Source organism: Nonomuraea sp. NPDC059194 (genome assembly GCF_042754765.1).
Taxonomy (GTDB): domain Bacteria; phylum Actinomycetota; class Actinomycetes; order Streptosporangiales; family Streptosporangiaceae; genus Nonomuraea.
The window spans coordinates 36,108-55,263 of sequence record NZ_JBHZBH010000008.1; the positions used below are offsets into that span (position 1 = coordinate 36,108).

The 19,156-nt window shown below is 71.2% G+C and carries 23 protein-coding genes; 16 read left to right on the top strand and 7 right to left on the bottom strand.

Going from position 1 to position 19,156, the window contains the following annotated elements; genetic code table 11:
- Position 1: 1 nt before the first annotated feature.
- From ACFXJ8_RS13185 to ACFXJ8_RS13195, 3 genes are read right to left on the bottom strand one after another with little or no spacing between them, the layout of a single operon-like run.
- A complete protein-coding gene (locus tag ACFXJ8_RS13185) occupies positions 2 to 895 on the bottom strand; it encodes an endo alpha-1,4 polygalactosaminidase (protein WP_379644096.1) in 894 nt (297 codons plus the stop codon).
- Positions 892 to 1,824 carry an NAD-dependent epimerase/dehydratase family protein gene (locus ACFXJ8_RS13190; RefSeq protein ID WP_379644097.1) on the bottom strand — a complete coding sequence of 311 codons (933 nt, stop codon included), beginning with the start codon at positions 1,822 to 1,824 and terminating at the stop codon, positions 892 to 894. The genes ACFXJ8_RS13185 and ACFXJ8_RS13190 overlap by 4 nt, the downstream gene beginning before the upstream one ends.
- Entirely contained in the window at positions 1,821 to 2,546 is a 726-nt protein-coding gene (locus ACFXJ8_RS13195) for a sugar phosphate nucleotidyltransferase (protein ID WP_379644098.1), read from the bottom strand. The genes ACFXJ8_RS13190 and ACFXJ8_RS13195 overlap by 4 nt, the downstream gene beginning before the upstream one ends.
- Positions 2,547 to 2,648: 102 nt before the next feature.
- Between ACFXJ8_RS13195 and ACFXJ8_RS13200 the strand changes: the two genes are divergently transcribed.
- From ACFXJ8_RS13200 to ACFXJ8_RS13235, 8 genes are all read left to right on the top strand, one after another.
- Positions 2,649 to 3,386, top strand: coding sequence for a class I SAM-dependent methyltransferase (locus ACFXJ8_RS13200; RefSeq protein ID WP_379644099.1), 738 nt, complete (start codon positions 2,649 to 2,651; stop codon positions 3,384 to 3,386).
- A complete protein-coding gene (locus ACFXJ8_RS13205; protein ID WP_379644100.1) occupies positions 3,383 to 3,529 on the top strand; it encodes a hypothetical protein in 147 nt (48 codons plus the stop codon). Before ACFXJ8_RS13200 ends, ACFXJ8_RS13205 begins: the two co-directional genes overlap by 4 nt.
- Positions 3,530 to 3,700: 171 nt before the next feature.
- Positions 3,701 to 4,144 (top strand): hypothetical protein, encoded by a 444-nt coding sequence (locus ACFXJ8_RS13210; RefSeq protein ID WP_379644101.1) that lies wholly within the window; start codon positions 3,701 to 3,703, stop codon positions 4,142 to 4,144.
- Between the two features lie 77 nt (positions 4,145 to 4,221).
- Complete coding sequence (locus ACFXJ8_RS13215; RefSeq protein WP_379644102.1) at positions 4,222 to 4,554, top strand: hypothetical protein; 333 nt, start codon at positions 4,222 to 4,224, stop codon at positions 4,552 to 4,554.
- Between the two features lie 10 nt (positions 4,555 to 4,564).
- Positions 4,565 to 5,278 (top strand): DUF1838 family protein, encoded by a 714-nt coding sequence (locus tag ACFXJ8_RS13220; protein WP_379644103.1) that lies wholly within the window; start codon positions 4,565 to 4,567, stop codon positions 5,276 to 5,278.
- Between the two features lie 15 nt (positions 5,279 to 5,293).
- Complete coding sequence (locus ACFXJ8_RS13225; protein WP_379644104.1) at positions 5,294 to 5,806, top strand: MaoC family dehydratase; 513 nt, start codon at positions 5,294 to 5,296, stop codon at positions 5,804 to 5,806.
- A complete protein-coding gene (locus tag ACFXJ8_RS13230; protein WP_379644105.1) occupies positions 5,806 to 6,954 on the top strand; it encodes an acyl-CoA dehydrogenase family protein in 1,149 nt (382 codons plus the stop codon). Before ACFXJ8_RS13225 ends, ACFXJ8_RS13230 begins: the two co-directional genes overlap by 1 nt.
- The gene (locus tag ACFXJ8_RS13235; protein WP_379644106.1) at positions 6,951 to 7,352 is read left to right on the top strand and encodes an HIT family protein; all 402 of its coding nucleotides are present in this window, start codon (positions 6,951 to 6,953) and stop codon (positions 7,350 to 7,352) included. Before ACFXJ8_RS13230 ends, ACFXJ8_RS13235 begins: the two co-directional genes overlap by 4 nt.
- Here ACFXJ8_RS13235 and ACFXJ8_RS13240 read toward each other — a convergent pair.
- A complete protein-coding gene (locus ACFXJ8_RS13240; protein WP_379644107.1) occupies positions 7,336 to 8,283 on the bottom strand; it encodes a DUF2332 domain-containing protein in 948 nt (315 codons plus the stop codon). The genes ACFXJ8_RS13235 and ACFXJ8_RS13240 overlap by 17 nt on opposite strands.
- A 29-nt stretch (positions 8,284 to 8,312) precedes the next feature.
- Here ACFXJ8_RS13240 and ACFXJ8_RS13245 point away from each other — a divergent pair, with 29 nt between their 5' ends.
- From ACFXJ8_RS13245 to ACFXJ8_RS13270, 6 genes are all read left to right on the top strand, one after another.
- Positions 8,313 to 9,491 carry a sensor histidine kinase gene (locus ACFXJ8_RS13245; protein WP_379644108.1) on the top strand — a complete coding sequence of 393 codons (1,179 nt, stop codon included), beginning with the start codon at positions 8,313 to 8,315 and terminating at the stop codon, positions 9,489 to 9,491.
- A 95-nt stretch (positions 9,492 to 9,586) separates the two neighbouring features.
- The gene (locus ACFXJ8_RS13250; RefSeq protein WP_379644109.1) at positions 9,587 to 10,324 is read left to right on the top strand and encodes a LytR/AlgR family response regulator transcription factor; all 738 of its coding nucleotides are present in this window, start codon (positions 9,587 to 9,589) and stop codon (positions 10,322 to 10,324) included.
- A complete protein-coding gene (locus ACFXJ8_RS13255; RefSeq protein WP_379644110.1) occupies positions 10,321 to 10,683 on the top strand; it encodes a hypothetical protein in 363 nt (120 codons plus the stop codon). The genes ACFXJ8_RS13250 and ACFXJ8_RS13255 overlap by 4 nt, the downstream gene beginning before the upstream one ends.
- Before the next feature lie 64 nt (positions 10,684 to 10,747).
- Entirely contained in the window at positions 10,748 to 12,238 is a 1,491-nt protein-coding gene (locus tag ACFXJ8_RS13260) for a cation acetate symporter (protein ID WP_379644111.1), read from the top strand.
- A gap of 177 nt (positions 12,239 to 12,415) precedes the next feature.
- A complete protein-coding gene (locus ACFXJ8_RS13265) occupies positions 12,416 to 12,745 on the top strand; it encodes a DUF485 domain-containing protein (RefSeq protein ID WP_379644112.1) in 330 nt (109 codons plus the stop codon).
- Positions 12,742 to 14,343 (top strand): cation acetate symporter, encoded by a 1,602-nt coding sequence (locus ACFXJ8_RS13270; protein WP_379644113.1) that lies wholly within the window; start codon positions 12,742 to 12,744, stop codon positions 14,341 to 14,343. The genes ACFXJ8_RS13265 and ACFXJ8_RS13270 overlap by 4 nt, the downstream gene beginning before the upstream one ends.
- Before the next feature lie 53 nt (positions 14,344 to 14,396).
- Here the strand turns inward: ACFXJ8_RS13270 and ACFXJ8_RS13275 are convergent, their stop codons facing one another.
- A complete protein-coding gene (locus tag ACFXJ8_RS13275; protein ID WP_379644114.1) occupies positions 14,397 to 15,323 on the bottom strand; it encodes an aldo/keto reductase in 927 nt (308 codons plus the stop codon).
- 35 nt (positions 15,324 to 15,358) lie between these two features.
- Between ACFXJ8_RS13275 and ACFXJ8_RS13280 the strand changes: the two genes are divergently transcribed.
- The gene (locus ACFXJ8_RS13280) at positions 15,359 to 16,330 is read left to right on the top strand and encodes an alpha/beta hydrolase (RefSeq protein ID WP_379644115.1); all 972 of its coding nucleotides are present in this window, start codon (positions 15,359 to 15,361) and stop codon (positions 16,328 to 16,330) included.
- Here ACFXJ8_RS13280 and ACFXJ8_RS13285 read toward each other — a convergent pair.
- Both ACFXJ8_RS13285 and ACFXJ8_RS13290 read right to left on the bottom strand, forming a co-directional pair.
- Positions 16,314 to 17,807 carry an MFS transporter gene (locus ACFXJ8_RS13285; protein WP_379644116.1) on the bottom strand — a complete coding sequence of 498 codons (1,494 nt, stop codon included), beginning with the start codon at positions 17,805 to 17,807 and terminating at the stop codon, positions 16,314 to 16,316. The two genes, ACFXJ8_RS13280 and ACFXJ8_RS13285, sit on opposite strands and share 17 nt — an antisense overlap.
- Positions 17,808 to 17,857: 50 nt before the next feature.
- Positions 17,858 to 18,418, bottom strand: coding sequence for a TetR/AcrR family transcriptional regulator (locus tag ACFXJ8_RS13290; RefSeq protein ID WP_379644269.1), 561 nt, complete (start codon positions 18,416 to 18,418; stop codon positions 17,858 to 17,860).
- A gap of 120 nt (positions 18,419 to 18,538) precedes the next feature.
- Between ACFXJ8_RS13290 and ACFXJ8_RS13295 the strand changes: the two genes are divergently transcribed.
- The gene (locus ACFXJ8_RS13295; RefSeq protein WP_379644117.1) at positions 18,539 to 19,132 is read left to right on the top strand and encodes a TetR/AcrR family transcriptional regulator; all 594 of its coding nucleotides are present in this window, start codon (positions 18,539 to 18,541) and stop codon (positions 19,130 to 19,132) included.
- The last annotated feature ends 24 nt before the right edge of the window (positions 19,133 to 19,156 follow it).

The following is a 19,156-nucleotide window of genomic DNA, read 5'->3' on the forward strand; positions in this document are numbered from 1 at the left end:
GTCACTCCTTTCCTTCACAGGGTGGACTCACCACGTCCAGGTCGACCGTGGTGACGTTGCCCGCGAACCCGTGCCTGCGATAGGCCTGGCAGGCGGCACGGCGGTTGGCGGGGGTGGTGGCGTAGTCGGTGGCCAGGACGGCCTTGCCCCTGGCGCGCAGCGCGGCGGCCCCGGCGAGGTTCTCCGCGCACCAGTCCTCGGCGCACTTGGTGTCCGTGGCTATGAAGAACAGCTCCTCCATGCCGATGCCGTCGATCGCACCGACGTAGCCGGGGTGGTGGCGCAGCTCGGGCGAGTTCTGCGGCACGATCAGGAAGCCGGGCCTGGCCGCCTTGGCGTAGGCGCTGATCCGGACGATCAGGTCGGTCATCTTCCTGCCGAGGCTGTGGCGGGTCTCTCCCGGCACGCGGGCCAGGTCGATCTCCTCGTACGCCAGCGGCGTGTCAAGGTAGACCCCGTCGAACCCGGCCTTCACCGCCTGATCAACCCTGGGCCTGATGACCCGCTCCCACCACCACGGATCCCAATATTTGACGAAATGCTCGTCGGGCCAGTCGGGCCACACGTTCAGCTTCAGCTCGGGGGGCAGGCTCGCGTACTCCGTCCTGAACTCCTCCATCGAGCCGATCTCGAAGTAGGCGAGCACCTTCTTGCCGCTCTCCCGCACCGCGGCGATCTCGGCGGCGGTGAAGTAGCCGGGCACGGTGGCATCACGAGAGAGGTCGACGATGGCCAGCTCGTGCGGCCCGGCGGCGACCGTGTCCAGCCTGCCGTCCGGATATCCGGTCAGCGCGTAGGTGAACGAGGTGACCCCGGCCAGCCCCTGCGTGCCGGAGGCGGGCAAGCAGCCGGTCGTCGCCACCAGCAGGGCGAAGGCGGCGACAGCTGGTCTCACCTCTCCTCCGCCGGGCCGCCCACCGGGCCTTCTACCGGGCCTTCTATCATGGCCGCGACCGACTCGGCCAGGCCGTGGACGGGCCGCCAGCCGAGCACCTTGCCGGCGCGCGTGATGTCGGCCCGGCTCCACGGCGCCGCCCCCGACCGGTCCGAGCCCGCCGCGACCTCGTGGATCCCGCCGGTGAAGCCCATCGCGGCGGCCAGCAGCCGCACGGCCTCGCGTACGGTCACCGCCCGTCCCGACCCCACGTTGAACACCCGCTCCCCGCCCAGGTCGGCGCCCAGGTCGGCGCCCAGGTCGGCGAACGTCGCGGCCACCACGGCAGCGGCGACGTCACGCACGTCGACGAAGTCGCGCACGGCGTCCAGCGGCCCCAGCGTGATGTCGTCCCCGCCCTCTTGTCTGGCCGCGCGCAGCAGGCGGGCCGCCCGTCCCAGCACGTTCGTCTGGGAGAGGCCGGGCCCCACCGGGTTGAAGACGCGCAGCGACACACCGTCCACCGCTCCCGAGGTGACCAGGCCCGTGCCCGCCAGGTGGCTCACCCCGTAGGCGGTGACCGGCCTGGCCTCGTCCTCCTCGCGTGCGGACCGCCCGTACGGCGTGGGCCCGTACTCGGCCGCCGAGCCGAGCCGTACCAGCCTGGCGGAGGGCACGACCGCGCCCATCGCCTCCACGAGCATCGCCACCACCCCGGCGTTGCCGCGCAGCAGCTCGTCGGGCCCGCCCGTCATCCGCCCCATGCAATTCAGCACGGCGCCGGGCCGTACCGACGACAGCAGCTCCGCGACGGCCGGAACGTCGGCGGTGAGCAGGTCGAGCCGGGCCCGCCCCGCGCAGACCACCTCCCCGACCCTCGGGTCGTGCTCCAGCAGGACCCGCACCTGGCGGCCGAGGAACCCCGAGGCGCCCAGCAGCAGCACCCTCACCGCGCCCGCTCCGGCTCCGGCAGCAGCAGCGGCCTGATCTCCTCGAAGCGGGCGTTGGCCTCGTCGTAGTCGTCGGGGCGGCCGATGTCGAGCCAGTAGCCGTCGAACTCGAAGACCGCGGGCGGCCGCTGGTGTGCCAGCAGGTCGAGCACCAGGTCGTCGAAGCCGAAAGACATCCCCGCGGGGTAGCCCTCGATGCAGCCGCGTGACAGGGCGTAGACGCCCATGCTGACCAGGTAGCTGAGCAGCGGCTTCTCCCTGAAGCCCGTTATGTGCCCGCCCGCGGCCTCCAGCACCCCGAAGTCGATCTTGACGACGCGCGGGGCCGTGGCCACCGTCAGCGGCGCCGCGGACAGGGTGTGGTGGCGCAGCAGGTCGGCGTAGTTCAGGGTGGTCAGCACGTCGCCGTTCATGACCAGGAAGTGCTCGGGCAGCCGGTCCCTGATCGAGAACAGCGGCCCGATCGTCGACAGCGGCGAGGCCTCCTCGGTGTAGTCGACGGCGAGGTCCCATCTGCTGCCGTCCCCGACGAAGGCCCTGATCAGCGGCGACAGGTGGCCGACGGCCAGCGTGACGCCGGTGAACCCCTGCGCGGCGAGCTGGCGCAGGATGATGTCGAGGATCGCGTACTCCTCGCCGATCGGCACCAGCGGCTTGGGCAGCGCCGAGGTGTACGGCCGCAGCCGCACCCCCTTGCCACCGGCCAATATGACGACGTGCATGGACATCCCTTTCACGTGGAACAGGCGTGCACAGAGTGTGGTGACGGTGAGTTTCACTTCGGTTCCTCGGCGATTTCTCCCGCCGAGCTACGCTCGGTGCCCGTGGGGTTCAGCGGTGCGGAGGACAGGTGGCGCGACGGCCTTGTCGGGCTGCGCAACGTCGTGCGGCAGGAGGTGGTGTCCAGGCAGCTCGACGCGCACCTGCCCGGCGAGCGCGCCACGGTGCTCGACGCGGGCTGCGGCCAGGGCACGCAGGCGCTGCGCCTGGCCGAACGCGGCCACGACGTCACCGGCGTCGACGCCTCACGCGACCTGCTCGACCTGCTGCCGCCAGGGCGGATCAGGGCCGTCCACGCCGACCTCGCCGAGCTGTCGTCGCTGTTCGAGCCCGCCTCGTTCGACGTGGTGCTCTGCCACGGAGTGCTGATGTACTTCGACGACCCCGGGTCGCTGCTCACCGACCTGGCCCGGCTGGTCAGGCCGGGCGGGCTGCTGTCGCTGCTGGTGCGCAACGGCGACGCGCTGGCCATGCGTCCTGGCCTGGCGGGCGACTGGCGGGCCGCCCGCGAGGCGTTCACCGCCGACGGCTACACCAACAGGCTGGGCGTGCGCGCGCGGGCCGACCGCCGCGCCGATCTCACCGCGGCGATGTCGGCGCGGGGCCTGGAGGTCGTCCAGTGGTACGGCGTGCGCGTCTTCACCGACACCTGCCCCGATCTCGCCGGTCCGCCCGGCGACCTTGACGCGCTGCTCGAGTGTGAGGAGGTCGCGGGCCGTACCGACCCCTACAGAGGAGTGGCCGCGCTGACACACCTCATCGGTGGTAGACAGGAAGCATGAAACGTCCCGGCTCATGGTGCGAAACACCGCGCCCGCCCCAGCCGTGGTGCGAGCGTCCCGCGCCTGCCGCCCCGTGGTGCGAGGTGCCGAAGTCCTCGGTGCTCGGGGTGCTCGACGCGCTGCTGAAGGTCGCCAAGCGCTGAGGTTTCCCCGTCGCGGTGCGGGTAGTCGCCATACGGCGTCCGGAATCGTGACCGGCGCATTACTCCTGTTTGCCGCCATTCTTGGTCTGATCGGTAGAAACCAGGTCAAACAGGCGAAGCCGCCGATCCCGGAAGCGGCGATCGTGACGTGGTGAAAGAGAGGGCACGACGATGACCGAGTCCGATCCGGGCTTCAGCGAGGCGCACGCGGGCGACGTGGGCGCGCGCAGGGCCACGGTGGGCATGCCCACCGACCACGAGTCCATCAACGTCCCGCCGACCAGGGAGGGTGCGGTCGAGAACGCGGAGGCCGCGGCGGAGGCGCGCAGGCCGCACGAGGAGTTCGTGCCCGAGGGTCCCATTCCCGACGATCGGGCCATGGCCGAGGCGAGCGCGAGCGCGCACGACAGTGAGACCCCCCTGGGCAAGCGGGTGGCCGGCTGGCCGGGAGAGGGGAACGCCAGCGGCAATCCCGGCACCCCTGTCGGGGCCGCAGTCAACGAGACCAGCGTCAGAGGCGCGCAGGCCGGGCACCGGCCGAAACTGCTCATCGCGGCGGCGGGAGCCGTGGCGCTGCTCATCGCCCGCCGCCTGATGAAGCGGGGCAGGAAGTAGGCATGCGCCGAGCGCCCCGTCGAGGCCGGACCCGACGCGGTTGCGAGACGGCCGCCGGGGCCCGATACGCTGCCGCGGTGATTCGTCGTGCGGCGGTGGCCGTGATCCTGGCGCTCGGCCTGACCGGATGTGGTGGCGGTGGCGCGGTCAGCGACCTCGGCGAGGTCGTCGAGGGCGCTCCGGGGGCGACCACCGCGGTCGAGGTGGCCAAGGGGCAGCGGTTCTCGGTCTCGCTGTCGGACGGCGAGTGGGACCTGAAGCAGGTGCCCGACGCCAAGGTGGCCTCCTTCATCAGCGAGGAGCACGCCGACGGCCGCTCCTACTTCGTCTTCAACGCCAAGCATCCGGGCAGCACCCGCGTGGAGATCACCGGTCGGGGAGAGGCGATCTTCACGATCACCGTGCAGTAGGGTGCCGCGCATGAGCGATCTCCGAGAGTTCATGCGGGTGCGGGCCAGCGCCGACGGGGCGGAGACGGTGACCTGGTGGACCGGCGACGTCTACGCCTACCTCCTCGACGACGGGCCGCGCCACCTGTTCGGCTTCGAGGGCGTCAACGTGGCCAGGGCGGTGGAGAGCGACGGCGGCTGGGAGCTGCTGACCAGGGAGGCCGCCGCCTACCTCGACCCCGCCTCGCGCGACCCCCTCGACACGTGGGACAACCCGTTCACCGGGCGGCGGGTCGACGTCCAGCACGTCTACAACGACCCCGTCAACCAGCGGCTGCGCGGCTTCACCGTGCCGACCACCAGGCTGGGCGGCACGGTCGTGTTCAACACCGACATCCTGCTGGCCTACCCCTCGCCGCTGAAGGTGGCCGACCACCCCGGCAACTCCTTCAGCGACACCTACCGGGCGATGGAGCTGTTCCAGTTCTTCGCCCCAGCCGCCGACCTGGACGGCGAGGCCCCCTCGGTGCCGAACACGCTGTCGTGGTGCAGGGTCTCACCATGGCTGCCGTGGATGGAGATGGCCCAGCGGCCCGGCGCGCTGGTCTACCACTGCAGGGGCGCCAAGGTCGGCGAGGTGCCTGGCAACCTGGAGGCGTTCTTCGGGCCGATGAGCGCGCCGACCGAGTGGAGCGCCCCCAACCAGTCGAGCTGGACGACGTTCGTTGACCGAAGAAAGTTCTAATCGTAGATTGCCCAGGTGACGGTGCACCAACCCGGCCTGGGCCGGTACTACGAGGACTTCGTCGTCGGCGACGTCTACCAGCATCCGCTCGGCCGCACGATCAGCGAGGCCGACAACACCTGGTTCACGCTGCTGACGATGAACACCAACCAGAACCACTTCAACGCGCACTTCGCCGCGGGCGCCCCGGCCGGGAAGGTCATCGTGAACTCCGGCCTGTCCGTGGCGATCGTGCTCGGCCTCTCGGTGATCGACGTCAGCCAGACCGCGATGATGAACCTCGGCTGGGAGGAGATCAGGCTCACCCACCCGGTGTTCATCGGCGACACCCTCTACGCCGAGTCGAAGGTGCTGGACAAGCGCGAGTCGAAGTCGCGCCCCTACGCGGGCATCGTCACCTGCGCCACCCGCGGCCTCAACCAGGACGGCGACGAGGTCATGTCATGGCGGCGGACCGTCATGGTCTACAAGCGGGACGCGCCGCACGACAAGGGCTACTTCCCGACCGCGAAGAACGGACCCATGTGATGGACTTCGAGCTCGACGAGGACCAGCAGCTGTTCCGCGCCACCCTGAGAGAGTTCGTCGACAAGGAGATCGTGCCCGTCGCCGCCGAATGGGAGCGCTCCGGCCGCTACCCGGCGGAGATCGTCGAGCGGTTCAGGGAGCTCGGCCTGTTCGGCATGACGATCCCCGCCCGCTACGGAGGGCTCGACCTCGACCGCGTCTCCTATGCGCTGGTCTTCGAGGAGATCGCGCGCGGCTGGATGGGCGTGGCGGGCGTGCTCGGCTCCCACTCGCTGTCGACGTGGATGATCGACCGGTACGGCACGCAGGACCAGAAGGACCGCTACCTGCCCGGCCTGGCCAGCGGCGCCCGCCGTACCGGGATCGCGTTGACGGAGCCGGGGGCCGGCACCGACCTGCAGGGGATCACCACCCGCGCGGTCCGCGACGGCGACCACTACGTGATCAACGGCGCCAAGACGTGGATCACCAACGCCCGCCACGCCGACCCGATGCCCGTCCTGGTGAAGACCTCGGTGCAGACGCCCGCCCACAAGGGCATGTCGATGCTGCTGGTCGAGGCGGGCACGCCCGGCTACACAGTCAGCCGCGACCTGCCCAAGCTCGGCTACAAGGGCACCGAGACCTGTGAGATCACCCTGCAGGACGTGCGCGTGCACCAGGACCAGCTGCTCGGCGGCGTCGAGGGGCGCGGCATGCAGCAGGCGCTGTCGGCGCTGGAGCTCGGCAGGGTCAACATCGCCGCCCGCGCGGTCGGCGTCGCCCAGTGCGCCTTCGACGCCGCGCTCGCCTACGCGGGGCAGCGGGAGGCCTTCGGCAGGCCGATCGGCGACTTCCAGGCCATCCAGCTCAAGCTCGCCGACATGGCCACCGACATCCAGGCGGCCAGGCTGATGACCTACTGGGCGGCCGCCAGCTCGGGGAAGGCCGAGGCCGCGATGGCCAAGTACTTCGCCTCCGAGGTGGCCCTGCGGGTGACGATGGAGGCGATGCGCGTGCACGGCGGGTACGGCTACTCGCAGGAGTTCGTCCTCGAACGCCTCTACCGCGACGCCCCGCTGATGGCGATCGGCGAGGGCACCAACGACGTGCAGCGCATGGTGATCGCGCGGGAGCTGCTGAAGGGAACGGTTAGGGTCGGCTGGTGAGCTGTCCGTTCTGCGAGATCGTCGCGGGGGAGCGGGCCGCCTTCGTCGTCTCCTCCGACGAGGTGGCGGTCTCCTTCCTCGACGCCAGGCCGGTCTTCAAGGGCCACCTGCTGGTCGTGCCGCGCGAGCACGTGGAGACGCTGACCGACCTGCCCGACGTGGGGCCCTTCTTCGAGCGCGTCCAGCACCTGGCGGGCGCGGTCGAGAAGGGGCTGGAGGCGGCCGGCACGTTCGTGGCGATGAACAACCGCGTCAGCCAGAGCGTCCCGCACCTGCACGTCCACATCGTGCCGCGCAACAGGCAGGACGGCCTGCGCGGCTTCTTCTGGCCGCGCGTGAAGTACGCCTCCGACGAGGAGGCCGAGTCCTACGCCGCCGCCATCAGGCGAACCAGCTGAGCGACTGCCCGTGCGGGCCCGCGTAGGCCAGCGGCCTGCCGTCCAGGACCAGCACCATCACCGCCCTGCCGGAGGGCGGCGGCTGCGGCATGCGCGCCCACGGCATCCGGGCCGGCCCCTCGTTGGCCAGCCAGTGGCACGGCAGCCCGCGCACGGTCGTGGCGAACCGCTCCCGCTCGGCCTGGCTCAGGTACGGCATGACCGCGGTGTGGTAGACGACGACCGTGGCCCCCTGCGGCGCGGCCGCCACCAGCTCCTCGACGGTGTCGTTGAGGTCGCCGCGCACCAGCGGGGGCGGCTCCCGTTCGGCGACGGCGATCGCCCGCTCCAGGTGGGCCAGCCGTTCGGGCTGCCATGGCCAGATCAGCGCCCGCAGCCAGGCCACCGTGTCGGGATCGCGCACGTCGAGCGGGTTGAGGTCGACACCGGCCCGCCAGACCACCTCGGGCGTCCGGCCGGGCAGCGGCGCGGGCCCGTCGACCGCGCACGTGAACGCGCCCTCGGGTGGGCCCACCAGGTGCTCGCGCCCGCCGGGCAGGGTGTAGCGGTAGCCGTACCGGTCGGGGTAGAGGCACAGCCCGGCCGACGCGCCCACCTCGACCAGCGCGAGCGGGCCGTCCAGCAGGCCGAGCGCGGGCAGCAGCACGGCGCACCTGGCCGCCTCGTTGGTCTGCGTGGAGCGGGCCAGCATGGTCGCGCGCACCTCGGGCCAGCGTCCGGCGACGAACGCCGCGAACGCGGGATAGGAGGCGGTGGGGCCGCCCAGATAGCGGACGGCGGCGAACAGCAGGTTGGGCTGTTGCTTGGCCTCGGGCAGCGCGGCGATGCGCCCCAGCATGGTGGTGTCGCGGGTGATCCCCTCGGTGAGCGGACGGTACCCGATCGCCTCCACCTGCCCGAACAGCTCGTAGCGGCGCGCGAGATCGTCCACACCGTGCAGCATAGAGGTAGGCTCCGGCCGTGGAACCCGTGGTCGTCGTCCTGCTGCTGGCCCTGCTCGTGGGCGGCCCCGCCCTCGTGCTGTGGCGGGTGCTGCGCGGCCGCCGCGAGTTCGGCTCGGGCCCGGCCGCGCGGGCCACGTTCGAGACCCTCCACACCGCCTCGCTGGCCGCGCCGCCACTGCGCGCGGGCCTGTCGGAGGACGGCGCGCAGAAGGCCTCCAGGCACCTGCGCGAGCTGCTCGGCTCGCCCGCCATCGCCATCACCGACGGCGAGCGGCTGCTGGTCTACGACGGCGCGGGCGAGCACCACGCGGCCGAGGCGTTCGCCCACGCGGCCGAGACGCTCAAGGACGGCCGCACCCAGGTGCTCAACCTCGACTGCGAGCTGCTCGAATGCCCGATCAGGCACGCGGTGGTCGTGCCGCTCACCACCGACGACAGGGTGGTCGGCTCGCTGACCGCCTACGGCGAGCACACCTCGGCGGGGCTGGTGCGCGCCACCCAGGAGGTCGCCCGCTGGGTCGACTCCCAGCTGGAGCTGGCCGACCTCGACCGCAGCCGCACCCTGCTGATGGAGGCGGAGGTGCGCGCCCTGCGCGCGCAGATCTCCCCCCACTTCATCTACAACTCGCTCACCACGATCGCCAGCTTCGTCCGCACCGACCCCGAGCGCGCCCGCGAGCTGCTGCTGGAGTTCGCCGACTTCACCCGCTACAGCTTCCGCAGGCACGGCGACTTCACCACCCTGGCCGAGGAGCTGCGCTCCATCGACCGCTATCTCATCCTCGAACGCGCCCGCTTCGGCGACCACCTGCGCGTCACGCTGCGCATCGCCCCCGAGGTGCTGCCCGTCGCCGTGCCGTTCCTGTGCCTGCAACCGCTGGTCGAGAACGCCGTACGACACGGTCTCGAATCCAAGAACGGCGTCGGCCGCATCACGATCCTCGCCGAGGACGCGGGCGCCGAATGCCGCATCAGCGTCGAGGACGACGGCCTCGGCATGGACCCCGAGCGCCTGCGCCGCCTGCTGGCCGGAGACGTCTCGGCCGACAGCGGCGTCGGCCTGGCCAACGTCGACGAGCGGCTGCGCCAGGTCTACGGTGACGAGTACGGCATCGTCGTCGAGACGGCCGAGGGCGCGGGCACCAAGGTCAATGTCAGGGTCCCGAAGTACCACCCCGGCGTCTCGGCCCGCTGAGCGGGCCCTGCGAATTCGCGAGCCTGTGACCGGGCCGTGACAGGCTTGACGCCTGATGTCTGTTTCATCACTCTCAACTGATGGGAGGGAGAGCTGTGAACGGGCTGCGGGTGCTGGCGGTCGACGACGAGCTTCCCGCCCTCGAAGACCTGTCCTACCTGCTGCGGGCCGACCCGCGGATCGGCGAGGTGGCCACGGCGCGCGACGGGGCGGCGGCGCTGCGGCTGCTCGACCGGGCCATCGCCGAGGGCAGGCCGATCGACGCGGTCTTCCTCGACATCAGGATGCGCGGGCTCGACGGGGTGGTGCTGGGCAGGCTGCTGTCGCAGTTCGCCAACCCGCCGCGGGTCGTCTTCGTGACGGCCTACGAGGAACACGCGGTCGACGCCTTCGAGATCAAGGCCGAGGACTACCTGCTCAAGCCGGTGCGTCCCGAACGGCTCGCCGAGGCGATCAGGCGGGTGTGCGTCTCGGCCGACGTGCCGGTCGAGAGCGCGGAGTCCGACACCATCCCGGTCGAGCTGGGCGGCGTGACCCGCTTCGTCTCCACCGCCGACGTGATCTACGTGGAGGCGCAGGGCGACTACGCGCGCCTGCACACCTCCACCGGCAGCCACCTGGTGCGCATCCCGCTGGCCACGCTGGAGGAGCGGTGGGCCTCCTCGGGTTTCGTCCGCGTCCACCGCAGCCACCTGGTCGCCGTCAAGCACATCGAGGAGCTGCACATCGATTCGGGCCGGTGCACGGTCAGGGTCGGCGACACCGAGATCCCGGTCAGCCGCCGTCACACGCGCGAGCTGCGCGACCTGCTGCTGCGGAAGGCGAAGCGATGAAGGGCCGCGTCACCGTCACCAGCCCGCGCACCGCCGCCGCCCGCCGTCGGCGCTACACGGCCGGCAGGGAGATCGACGAGCAGACGCGCTTGGGCGAGGTCTACATGCGCTCGCTGCTGCGCACCCAGTTCCGGCTGGCGCTGTTCGTGTGCACGGTGCTGGCCTGCGTCGTGCTCGGCCTCCCGCTGCTGTTCCTGCTCGTGCCCGAGCTGCGCTCGGCCGACCTGGCGGGCGTGCCGCTGCCGTGGGCGGTGCTGGCGGGGCTGATCTACCCGCTGTTCGTCGCAGGGGCGTGGCTCTACGTACGGCAGGCCGAACGCAACGAGCGCCACTTCGCCGACCTGGTCGAACGCCAATGAGCGAGCTTGCGAGCGAATCAATCAACACTGCAGCCTGGCTCACAGGCCCGACGAAGGAGGGGCTGTGAGCCTGGCCGCCATCGGCCTGGTGGTGCTCGCGGCGATCCTGATCGGGGCGTTCGGGCTGCGCCTGTCGCGCACCACCTCCGACTTCTACGTCGCCTCCCGCACCGTCACCCCGCTGTGGAACGCCTCGGCCATCGGCGGCGAGTATCTGTCGGCCGCCTCCTTCCTCGGCATCGCAGGACTCATCCTCGCCCACGGCGCCGACATGCTGTGGCTGCCCGTCGGCTGGACCGGCGGCTACCTCGTCCTGCTCGTGCTGGTCTCGGCGCCGCTGCGCCGCTCGGGCGCCTACACGCTGCCCGACTTCGCCGAGTCCAGGCTGGAGTCGATGGCCGTGCGCAGGACCGCCAGCGTGCTGGTCGTGCTCCTCGGCTGGCTCTACCTGATGCCGCAGTTCCAGAGCGCGGGCATCGTGCTGCGCGCGATCACCGGCGCGCCCGACTGGGTCGGCGGGCTGCTGGTGGCGGTGGTCGTGGCGGTGAACGTGCTGTCGGGCGGGATGCGGTCGATCACCTTCGTCCAGGCCTTCCAGTACTGGATCAAACTGACCGCTCTGGCGCTCCCGCTGGTGTTCCTGCTGATGGCCTGGCGCTCGGGCGGCTCACCCGGGCTGTCGGAGCACGACCTGGTCCACTGGCAGCGGCCGCTGGCCAGCACGAAGGAGTACGGGCTCTACTCCACCTACTCGCTGATCCTGGCGACGTTCCTCGGCACGATGGGGCTGCCGCACGTGCTGGTGCGCTTCTACACCAACCCGGACGGGCGGGCGGCGCGCCGTACGACGCTGGTGGTGCTGTCGCTGCTGGGCGCCTTCTACCTGCTGCCGGCGATGTACGGCTGGCTGGGCCGGATCTACACACCCGACCTGGTCGGCACGGACGCGGTGGTGCTGACGCTGCCCGCGCGGGTGATCGGCGGCACGCTCGGCGACGTGCTCACCGCGCTGGTGACCGCGGGCGCGTTCGCGGCGTTCCTGTCGACGTCCTCGGGGCTGACGGTGTCGGTGGCGGGCGTGATCGCGCAGGACCTGCTGGGCGGCGGCGCGGTGCGCGCCTTCCGCGCGGCGACGCTGATGGCCGTGGCCGTACCGCTGGGTCTGGCGGTGTGGGCCAGGGCGCTGCCGGTCGCCGACGTGGTCGGGCTCGCCTTCGCCGTCGCGGCCTCCTCCTTCTGCCCCCTGCTGGTGCTGGGCATCTGGTGGCGCAGGCTGTCGTCGACGGGCGCGCTGGCGGGGCTGCTGGTGGGCGGCGGCCTGGCGTGCGCGGCGGTGATGGCGCAGATCACCGGCGGCCCCTACGCAGGGCTCGTCGGCGCGCTGCTGGCCCAGCCCGCGGCGTGGACGGTGCCGATCGCGTTCGCGGTCATGATCGTCGTGTCGTTCCTCACCCCGCACCGCGTGCCCGCGGGTGTGGCCCGCACCATGGTGCGCCTGCACACGCCCGAGACGCTCAACCTCGACCGCGGCGACTGGCGGCCCCGCTCGTCGTGACGGGCACAAACGGCCGACCGTTCAACCCGCAAATCAGACCTTTCACCGCAAGCCCGCTTCTATTGGTCGCCATGGCGTGGCGGCTCGCCGAACGAGCGGACTCACCCCCTCCACGGCGGGTACCTTCCCCTCTTACCTTGTGCGTGATCCGCATCACACCCTGGAGGGCGTTGAGCCGTGACTACCAGAGAACATGACACATCTGTCTACGAACAGGTGCAGGCCAGCAGTGAGTTCCAGGAGCTGAAGCGGCGCTTCAGGGCGTGGACCTTCCCCATGACCGTGGCGTTCCTGGCCTGGTACCTGCTGTACGTGGTGCTGTCGGCCTGGGCACGCGACTTCATGGGCACCAAGCTCTTCGGCAACATCAACGTCGCGCTGATCTTCGGGCTGCTGCAGTTCGTCTCGACCTTCTGGATCGCGTGGGCCTACGCCAGGCACGCGGAGAGGAAGCTCGACCCCATCGCCGACAAGCTGCGCCACGAAGTCGAGGAGAAGGCCCAGTGAACCTCTCCGCGACCCTCTTCCTCATCTTCGTCCTTGTCACGCTCGGCATCACCTTCTGGGCCAGCCGCCAGACGAAGACCGCCGCCGACTACTACGCCGGCGGGCGCTCCTTCACCGGCTTCCAGAACGGCCTGGCCATCGGCGGCGACTACATGTCGGCGGCCTCGTTCCTCGGCATCGCGGGCATCATCGCGCTGTCCGGCTACGACGGCTTCCTCTACTCCATCGGCTTCCTGGTGGCGTGGCTGGTCGCGCTGCTGCTGGTGGCCGAGCTCATGCGCAACTCCGGCAAGTTCACCATGGCCGACGTGCTGGCCTTCAGGATGAGCCCCCGCCCGGTGCGCACCGCGGCCGGCGTCTCCACGATCGTGGTCAGCATCTTCTACCTGCTGGCCCAGATGGTGGGCGCGGGCGCGCTGGTCGGCCTGCTGCTCGACATCCACTCGGCCGAGGGCAAGGTCTGGACGATCATCGGCGTCGGCATCCTGATGATCATCTACGTGGTGGTCGGCGGCATGAAGGGCACCACCTGGGTCCAGATCGTCAAGGCCGTCCTGCTGATGGGCGGCGCGGCCCTGGTCACGCTGCTGGTGCTCGGCAAGTTCGGCTTCAACCTGTCGGGACTGCTCGGCGACGCCGCCGCGCAGAGCAGCAAGGGCGACGCCTTCCTGAACGGCGGCGGCAAGTACGCCACCGAGGCCCAGGGCCTGACCGGCAAGATCGACCTGATCAGCCTCGGCCTCGCGCTGGTGCTCGGCACCGCGGGCCTGCCGCACATCCTCATCCGCTTCTACACGGTGCCGACCGCCAAGGACGCCCGCAAGTCCGTCCTGTGGGGCATCGGCATCATCGGCACCTTCTACCTGCTGACCCTCGTCCTCGGCTTCGGCGCCGCCGCCATCGTCGGCAGCAAGGCCATCGCCGCTGGCGACAAGGCGGGCAACACCGCCGCGCCGATGCTCGCCCAGCAGATCGGCCAGGACATCTTCGGCCCCATCGGCGGCACGATCCTGCTCGCCCTCATCGGCGCCGTCGCCTTCGCCACCATCCTGGCGGTGGTCGCCGGCCTGACACTGGCCTCCTCCTCCAGCTTCGCCCACGACCTGTACGCCCACGTGTTCAAGCGCGGCAACGTCACCGAGCGCGAGGAGGTCGTGGTCGCCAGGGTGTCGGCGTTCGTCATCGGCGCGGTCGCCATCGGCCTCGGCATCCTGGCCCAGGGGCAGAACGTCGCCTTCCTGGTCGCCCTCGCCTTCGCCGTCGCCGCCTCAGGCAACCTGCCCGCGATCCTCTACAGCCTGTTCTGGAAGCGGTTCAACACGGTCGGCGCGGTCTCGGCCATCTACGGCGGCCTGCTGTCCGCCCTCATCCTGGTGATCTTCTCGCCGGTGGTGTCGGGCTCGGCGTCCGCGCTGTTCAAGGACGCGAACTTCGCCTGGTTCCCGCTGTCGAACCCGGGCATCATCTCCATCCCGCTCGGCTTCTTCTTCGGCTGGCTCGGCACCGTGCTGAGCAAGGAGTACAACGCCGGCAAGTACGCCGAGATCGAGGTCCGCTCCCTCACCGGTGTCGGCGCCGAGAAGGCCGTAGACCACTGACCCCCTCCGAAGAAGGGGCCCGGCTCGTAGCCGGGCCCTTTCTGCTGCCGCCCTCAGCGCGAAGCCTGGTCCAGCAGGGCGAGCTCCTCGGCGCTCAGCCGCAGGCCGACCGCCTGGAGCAGCGGCTTGAGCTGGACGGCCGCCCGCACGCCCGCCAGCGGGGCGGCCACCGTGGGCTGGGCCAGCAGCCAGGCCAGCGCCACCGACGCCTGCTCGACACCCCTGCCGGAGGCCACCGTCGCCAGCGCCTCGAGGACGCGCGGCCCCCGCTCGGTCGCCAGGTACTCCGACGCCCGCTCGGCGCGAGGGCTGTCGACGGTCACGCCCGGCGCGTACTTACCCGTCAGGAACCCGCGCGCCAGCCCCGCCCACGGCGTGCTCGACAGGCCCTCGCGCGTCACGACGTCGCGCAGGTCGCCCTCGTAGCCGCGCTCCACGAGGTTGTAGTGCTGTTGCAGCGCCACGTACCGGGCCAGGCCCTCCTCGTCGGCGATTCGCAGTGCCTCGGCCAGCCGCGGTGCCTCGTAGTTGGAGGCGCCGAGGTAGCGCACCTTGCCCTCGCGCACCAGCGCGTCGAAGGCCGCCAGCGTGTCGGCGAGCGGGGTGTCGCGGTCGTCGACGTGCGCCCAGTACAGGTCGATGCGGTCGGTGCGCAGCCGGCGCAGCGAGTTCTCGACGGCGGTGCGGATCGTGGCGGGCGACAGGCCCTGCACGCCCTCCAGCATCCCGACCTTGGTGGCCAGGACGATCGAGTCGCGGTTGCCGCGCTCGGCCAGCCACTCGCCGATGATGATCTCCGAGGTGGGCTCGCCCGTCGCCCAGCTGGGGTAGACGTCGGCGGTGTCGATGAAGTTGCCGCCCGCCTCCACGTAGGCGTCGAGGATCGCGAAGGCGGCCTCGCGGTCGGCGGTCCAGCCAAAGGTGTTGGTGCCCAGGCAAAGAGGGAACACGGACAGGTCCGTGGTGCTGATTGTTCGCATCCGGTTATTATGCGCGGGTCTCATAAGGAGGCCGGATGGCGGGCCGGGGCATCGTACTGGGCGGCCTGCTCGTGCTGGGCGTGGCGATCGTGGTCGCCGTGCTCGTCACCGGGAGCCCCGATCCGGGCGAGCGGCAGGCGCCTGCCGTACCGCGGAGCACCGGACCGATCGGCGAGGTCAGCGAGCGGCGGCTCGACGAGCGGCGCATGGAGCTGACGATCGAGTCGGCGGCGCTGGAGGCCACCACCAGGGTCAGGCTGCTGCTGCCCGAGGGCTGGTCGCGCGAGGCCGACCGCACCTGGCCCGTGCTGTGGCTGCTGCACGGCGGCCTCGACAGCTACACCTCGTGGACGGCCAGGACCGACGTCGAGCGGCTGACCAGGCACACCGGCGTCATCGTGGTGATGCCCGACGGCGGCAGGTGCGGCAGCTACTCCGACTGGTGGAACGGCGGGAAGGGCGGCGCGCCCCGCTGGGCCACCTATCACCTGAAGGAACTGCTGCCGCTGCTGGAATCGCGCTACCGCGCCGGCCCGCGGCGCGCCGTCGCCGGCTACTCGATGGGCGGGCAGGGCGCGATGCTGTACGCGGCCCAGGGGTACTTCCAGGCGGCGGCCTCCTTCAGCGGCGCCGTCAACATCCTGGAGCAGGGGGTGCCGCAGGCGGTCATGGCCGGGACCACGCTCGGCTGCCTCGGCACCGACTGGAAGCGCATCTGGGGCGACCCCGACGCTCAGCGCGACATCTGGCGCGCGCACAACCCCTACGACCAGGCGGTCAAGCTCAAGGGCGTGCGCCTGTACGTCGCCTCTGGCACCGCCGAGTTCTGGCAGGATCCGGCCGAGCACCTGGCGGGCAAGGCGGGCAGGGCGTTCGCCGCCAGGCTCGGCGAGCTCGGCATCGCCGTACAGACGCACTTCTACCGGGGCAGGCACGATCACGCCCACTGGCAGCGGGAGCTGCACCGCGCCTACCCCATGCTGATGCGCGCTATCGGTGCTCGATGAGCTCCCGATGCTCGCTCAGGTCGAGCGCGCGCGGCGTGAGCCACCACACCGCGACGGCCGCCACCAGCATCAGCGCCGCGCCCGCCACGCCGGTGACCGCGAGCGAGTCGGTGAAGGCCGCCTGCGCCTGCCGCGCCAGCAGCGCCCCCGCCGTGCCCGCCGCGCGGGCCACCTCCAGCGCCCCGCCCAGTGACTCCTGTACGGCCTGCGCGGGAAAGCCGTCGGGCACGGTGAGGTTGGCGCGGTAGACGGCGGCGGCGACGCTGCCGAGCACGGCCACACCCAGCGCGCCGCCCAGCTCGTAGCTGGTCTCCTCGATGGCGGCCGCGCTGCCGGACTTCTCCGGCGGAGCACCCGCCATGATCACCGCCGAGGCGATCGCCAGCGAGCCCATGCCCGCGCCCACCAGGAGCAGCGATACCGCGACGGGGCCGTAGCCGAGCGGGCTCGGCGCGACGAACAGCACCAGGAAGCCCACCCCGGCCACCAGCAGGCCGCCCGCCAGCACGGTCCGCGCGCCGATCCTGGCCGCCAGCGCGGGCGCCAGCGGCGACAGCACGAACGCGCCGATCGCGGTCGGCAGCATGCGCACGCCGGTCTCCAGCGGCGAGTAGCCCATGACGAGCTGCATCCACTGCGCCAGCAGCAGCATCATCGCGGCCATCGCGATCGAGGTGGTCAGCGCGGCCACCGTGCCCGCGCTGAAGGCCGGGCCGCGGAACAGCCTGATCTCCAGCAGCGGGTCCGGCCTGGTCAGGCAGCGCCGCACGAACCACGCCATCGTCACGACCGCCACCGCGAGCGCGATCCACCCATCGGTGACGCCGAAGTGCTTGATGCCGTAGACCAGCGCGACCATGCCGGCGATCGACAGCACCGTGCCCAGGGCGTCCCAGCGGCCCGGGTTCGGGTTGCGCGACTCGGGCAGCAGCACCAGGCCCGCCACGATCGCCAGCGCCATCACCGGCACGTTGACCAGGAAAGCCGCGTGCCAGCTGAACATCTCCAGCAGCAACCCGCCGAGGATCGGACCGAGCGCGGCGCCCAGTGCGGCCATCGCCGACCAGATGCCGAGCGCGGTGGCCCGCTCCTTCGGGTCGGTGAACAGGTTGCGGATCATGGACAGCGTCGACGGCATGATCATCGCTCCGCCGACGCCGAGCAGCGCCCTGACCGCGATCAGGCCGGTGGAGTCGCCGGCCCACACCACCGCGACGGACGCCACACCGAACACCGCGAAGCCGCTGATCAGCATTCTCTTGCGGCCCCACCGGTCGCCCAGCGCGCTCACCGTGACCAGCAGCCCTGACACGGCCAGGGAGTAGACGTCGACCATCCACAGCAGCTCTACCGCGCCGGGCCGCAGCTCCTCGGAGATGGCGGGCAGCGCCACGTTGAGGATCGTCATGTCCATGACGACGAGCAGCAGGCTCGCCGACAGCACGGCCAGCGCCGCCCAGCGCCGTCGGGCGGTCATCGGCCGGCTCCCGGTCATCGGCCGGCTCCCGGTCATCGGCCGGCTCCCGGTCATCGGCCGGTTCCCGCGAAGAAGGTGTCGACGAGCAGCCCCGCCACGTCCCTGCGGGCCACATCGCCCCTGCGCAGGCTCTCCCGTACGGCGACGAGCAGGCCGTACCACGTGTTGCTGATCCAGCGGACGGGAAGGTCGGCGCGCAGCAGCCCGGCCCGCTGGGCGGCGGCGAACAGCGCGATCTCCCTTTCCTCCAGCTCGTCGGCGCGCCGCAGCAGGTCGGGGTGGACGCTCATGGCGTGGTCGGTCAGCGCGAACCCGTGCTCGTCGGCCACGTCGACCAGCCCGGTGGCCAGCTCTCGCAGCGCCTCCCGCAACCGGCCAGGGTCGCTCTCCCGGGCGGCGGCGGTGATGGCGACGCTTTCCTGCGCCTGCTCCCAGCGCTCCAGCGCTCTGCTGCCCAGCGCGACGAGGAGGTCGTCGCGGCTGGAGAAGTGGCGGTGCAGGGTCGCCCTGCTGACCCCTGCCGCCTCGGCCAGCTCGGCCATCGAGGCGGTCGGGTTGTCGTTGAGGTGGTGGATCGCCGCCGTGACGATCTGATCCGACGTCACCGCCATCATACTTCTCCGTCTCTTTTGCGACATCAATGTCTCAAATGATACACGATCCTTTCGTGTACGGTGATCTCGCCTTGACGGCAGGTACTGAGGCGGGGGGCCTTGGCTATCGTTCGGGCTGTGCACGAGACCTCCTTGCCGCCACACGCGGCCCACTCCCACCAGGTCGTCGAGGGAAGCGACTCGCGGACGCGGATCCTGGACGCGGCGGAGGAACTGTTCGCCGGGGGAGGCTACGCCGCCACGCCGACCTCACTGATCGCCAAGCTCGCGCAGGTGCCGAAGGGGCTGCTGTTCCACTACTTCCCGCGCAAGATCGACGTCCTGGTGGCGCTGGTGGACGAGCGGACGCTGGTGGAGGAGACGAAGGAAGTCGACGCCGTGCCCGGCGATCCCGCGGGCACGCTGTCCAAGCTCGCGCGGCGGCTGCCGCTGCGGGCCTCGCCGGCGATGCGGCGCATCCTGTTCCGGGAGGCCGACACCCACGGATCGGTGCGCGAGCGGCTCGGCCGGTTGAACGGAGAGCTGATCGGGCGGGCGCGGTTCGCGCTGGAACTGGCGCTTCCCGGGGCGCGGGGGGACAGGGCCCGGCTGGAGGTGGCGGCGGCGACGTTCGCGGCGGTGCTGCTCTACCAGGAGAACCTCTGCCAGCTGACCGGCCACCAGATCGACCCGGACGCGGTCGCCGACCTCATCGCCCACTCCCTCATCTAGCGATCACCCGCGCTCGACCTTCTA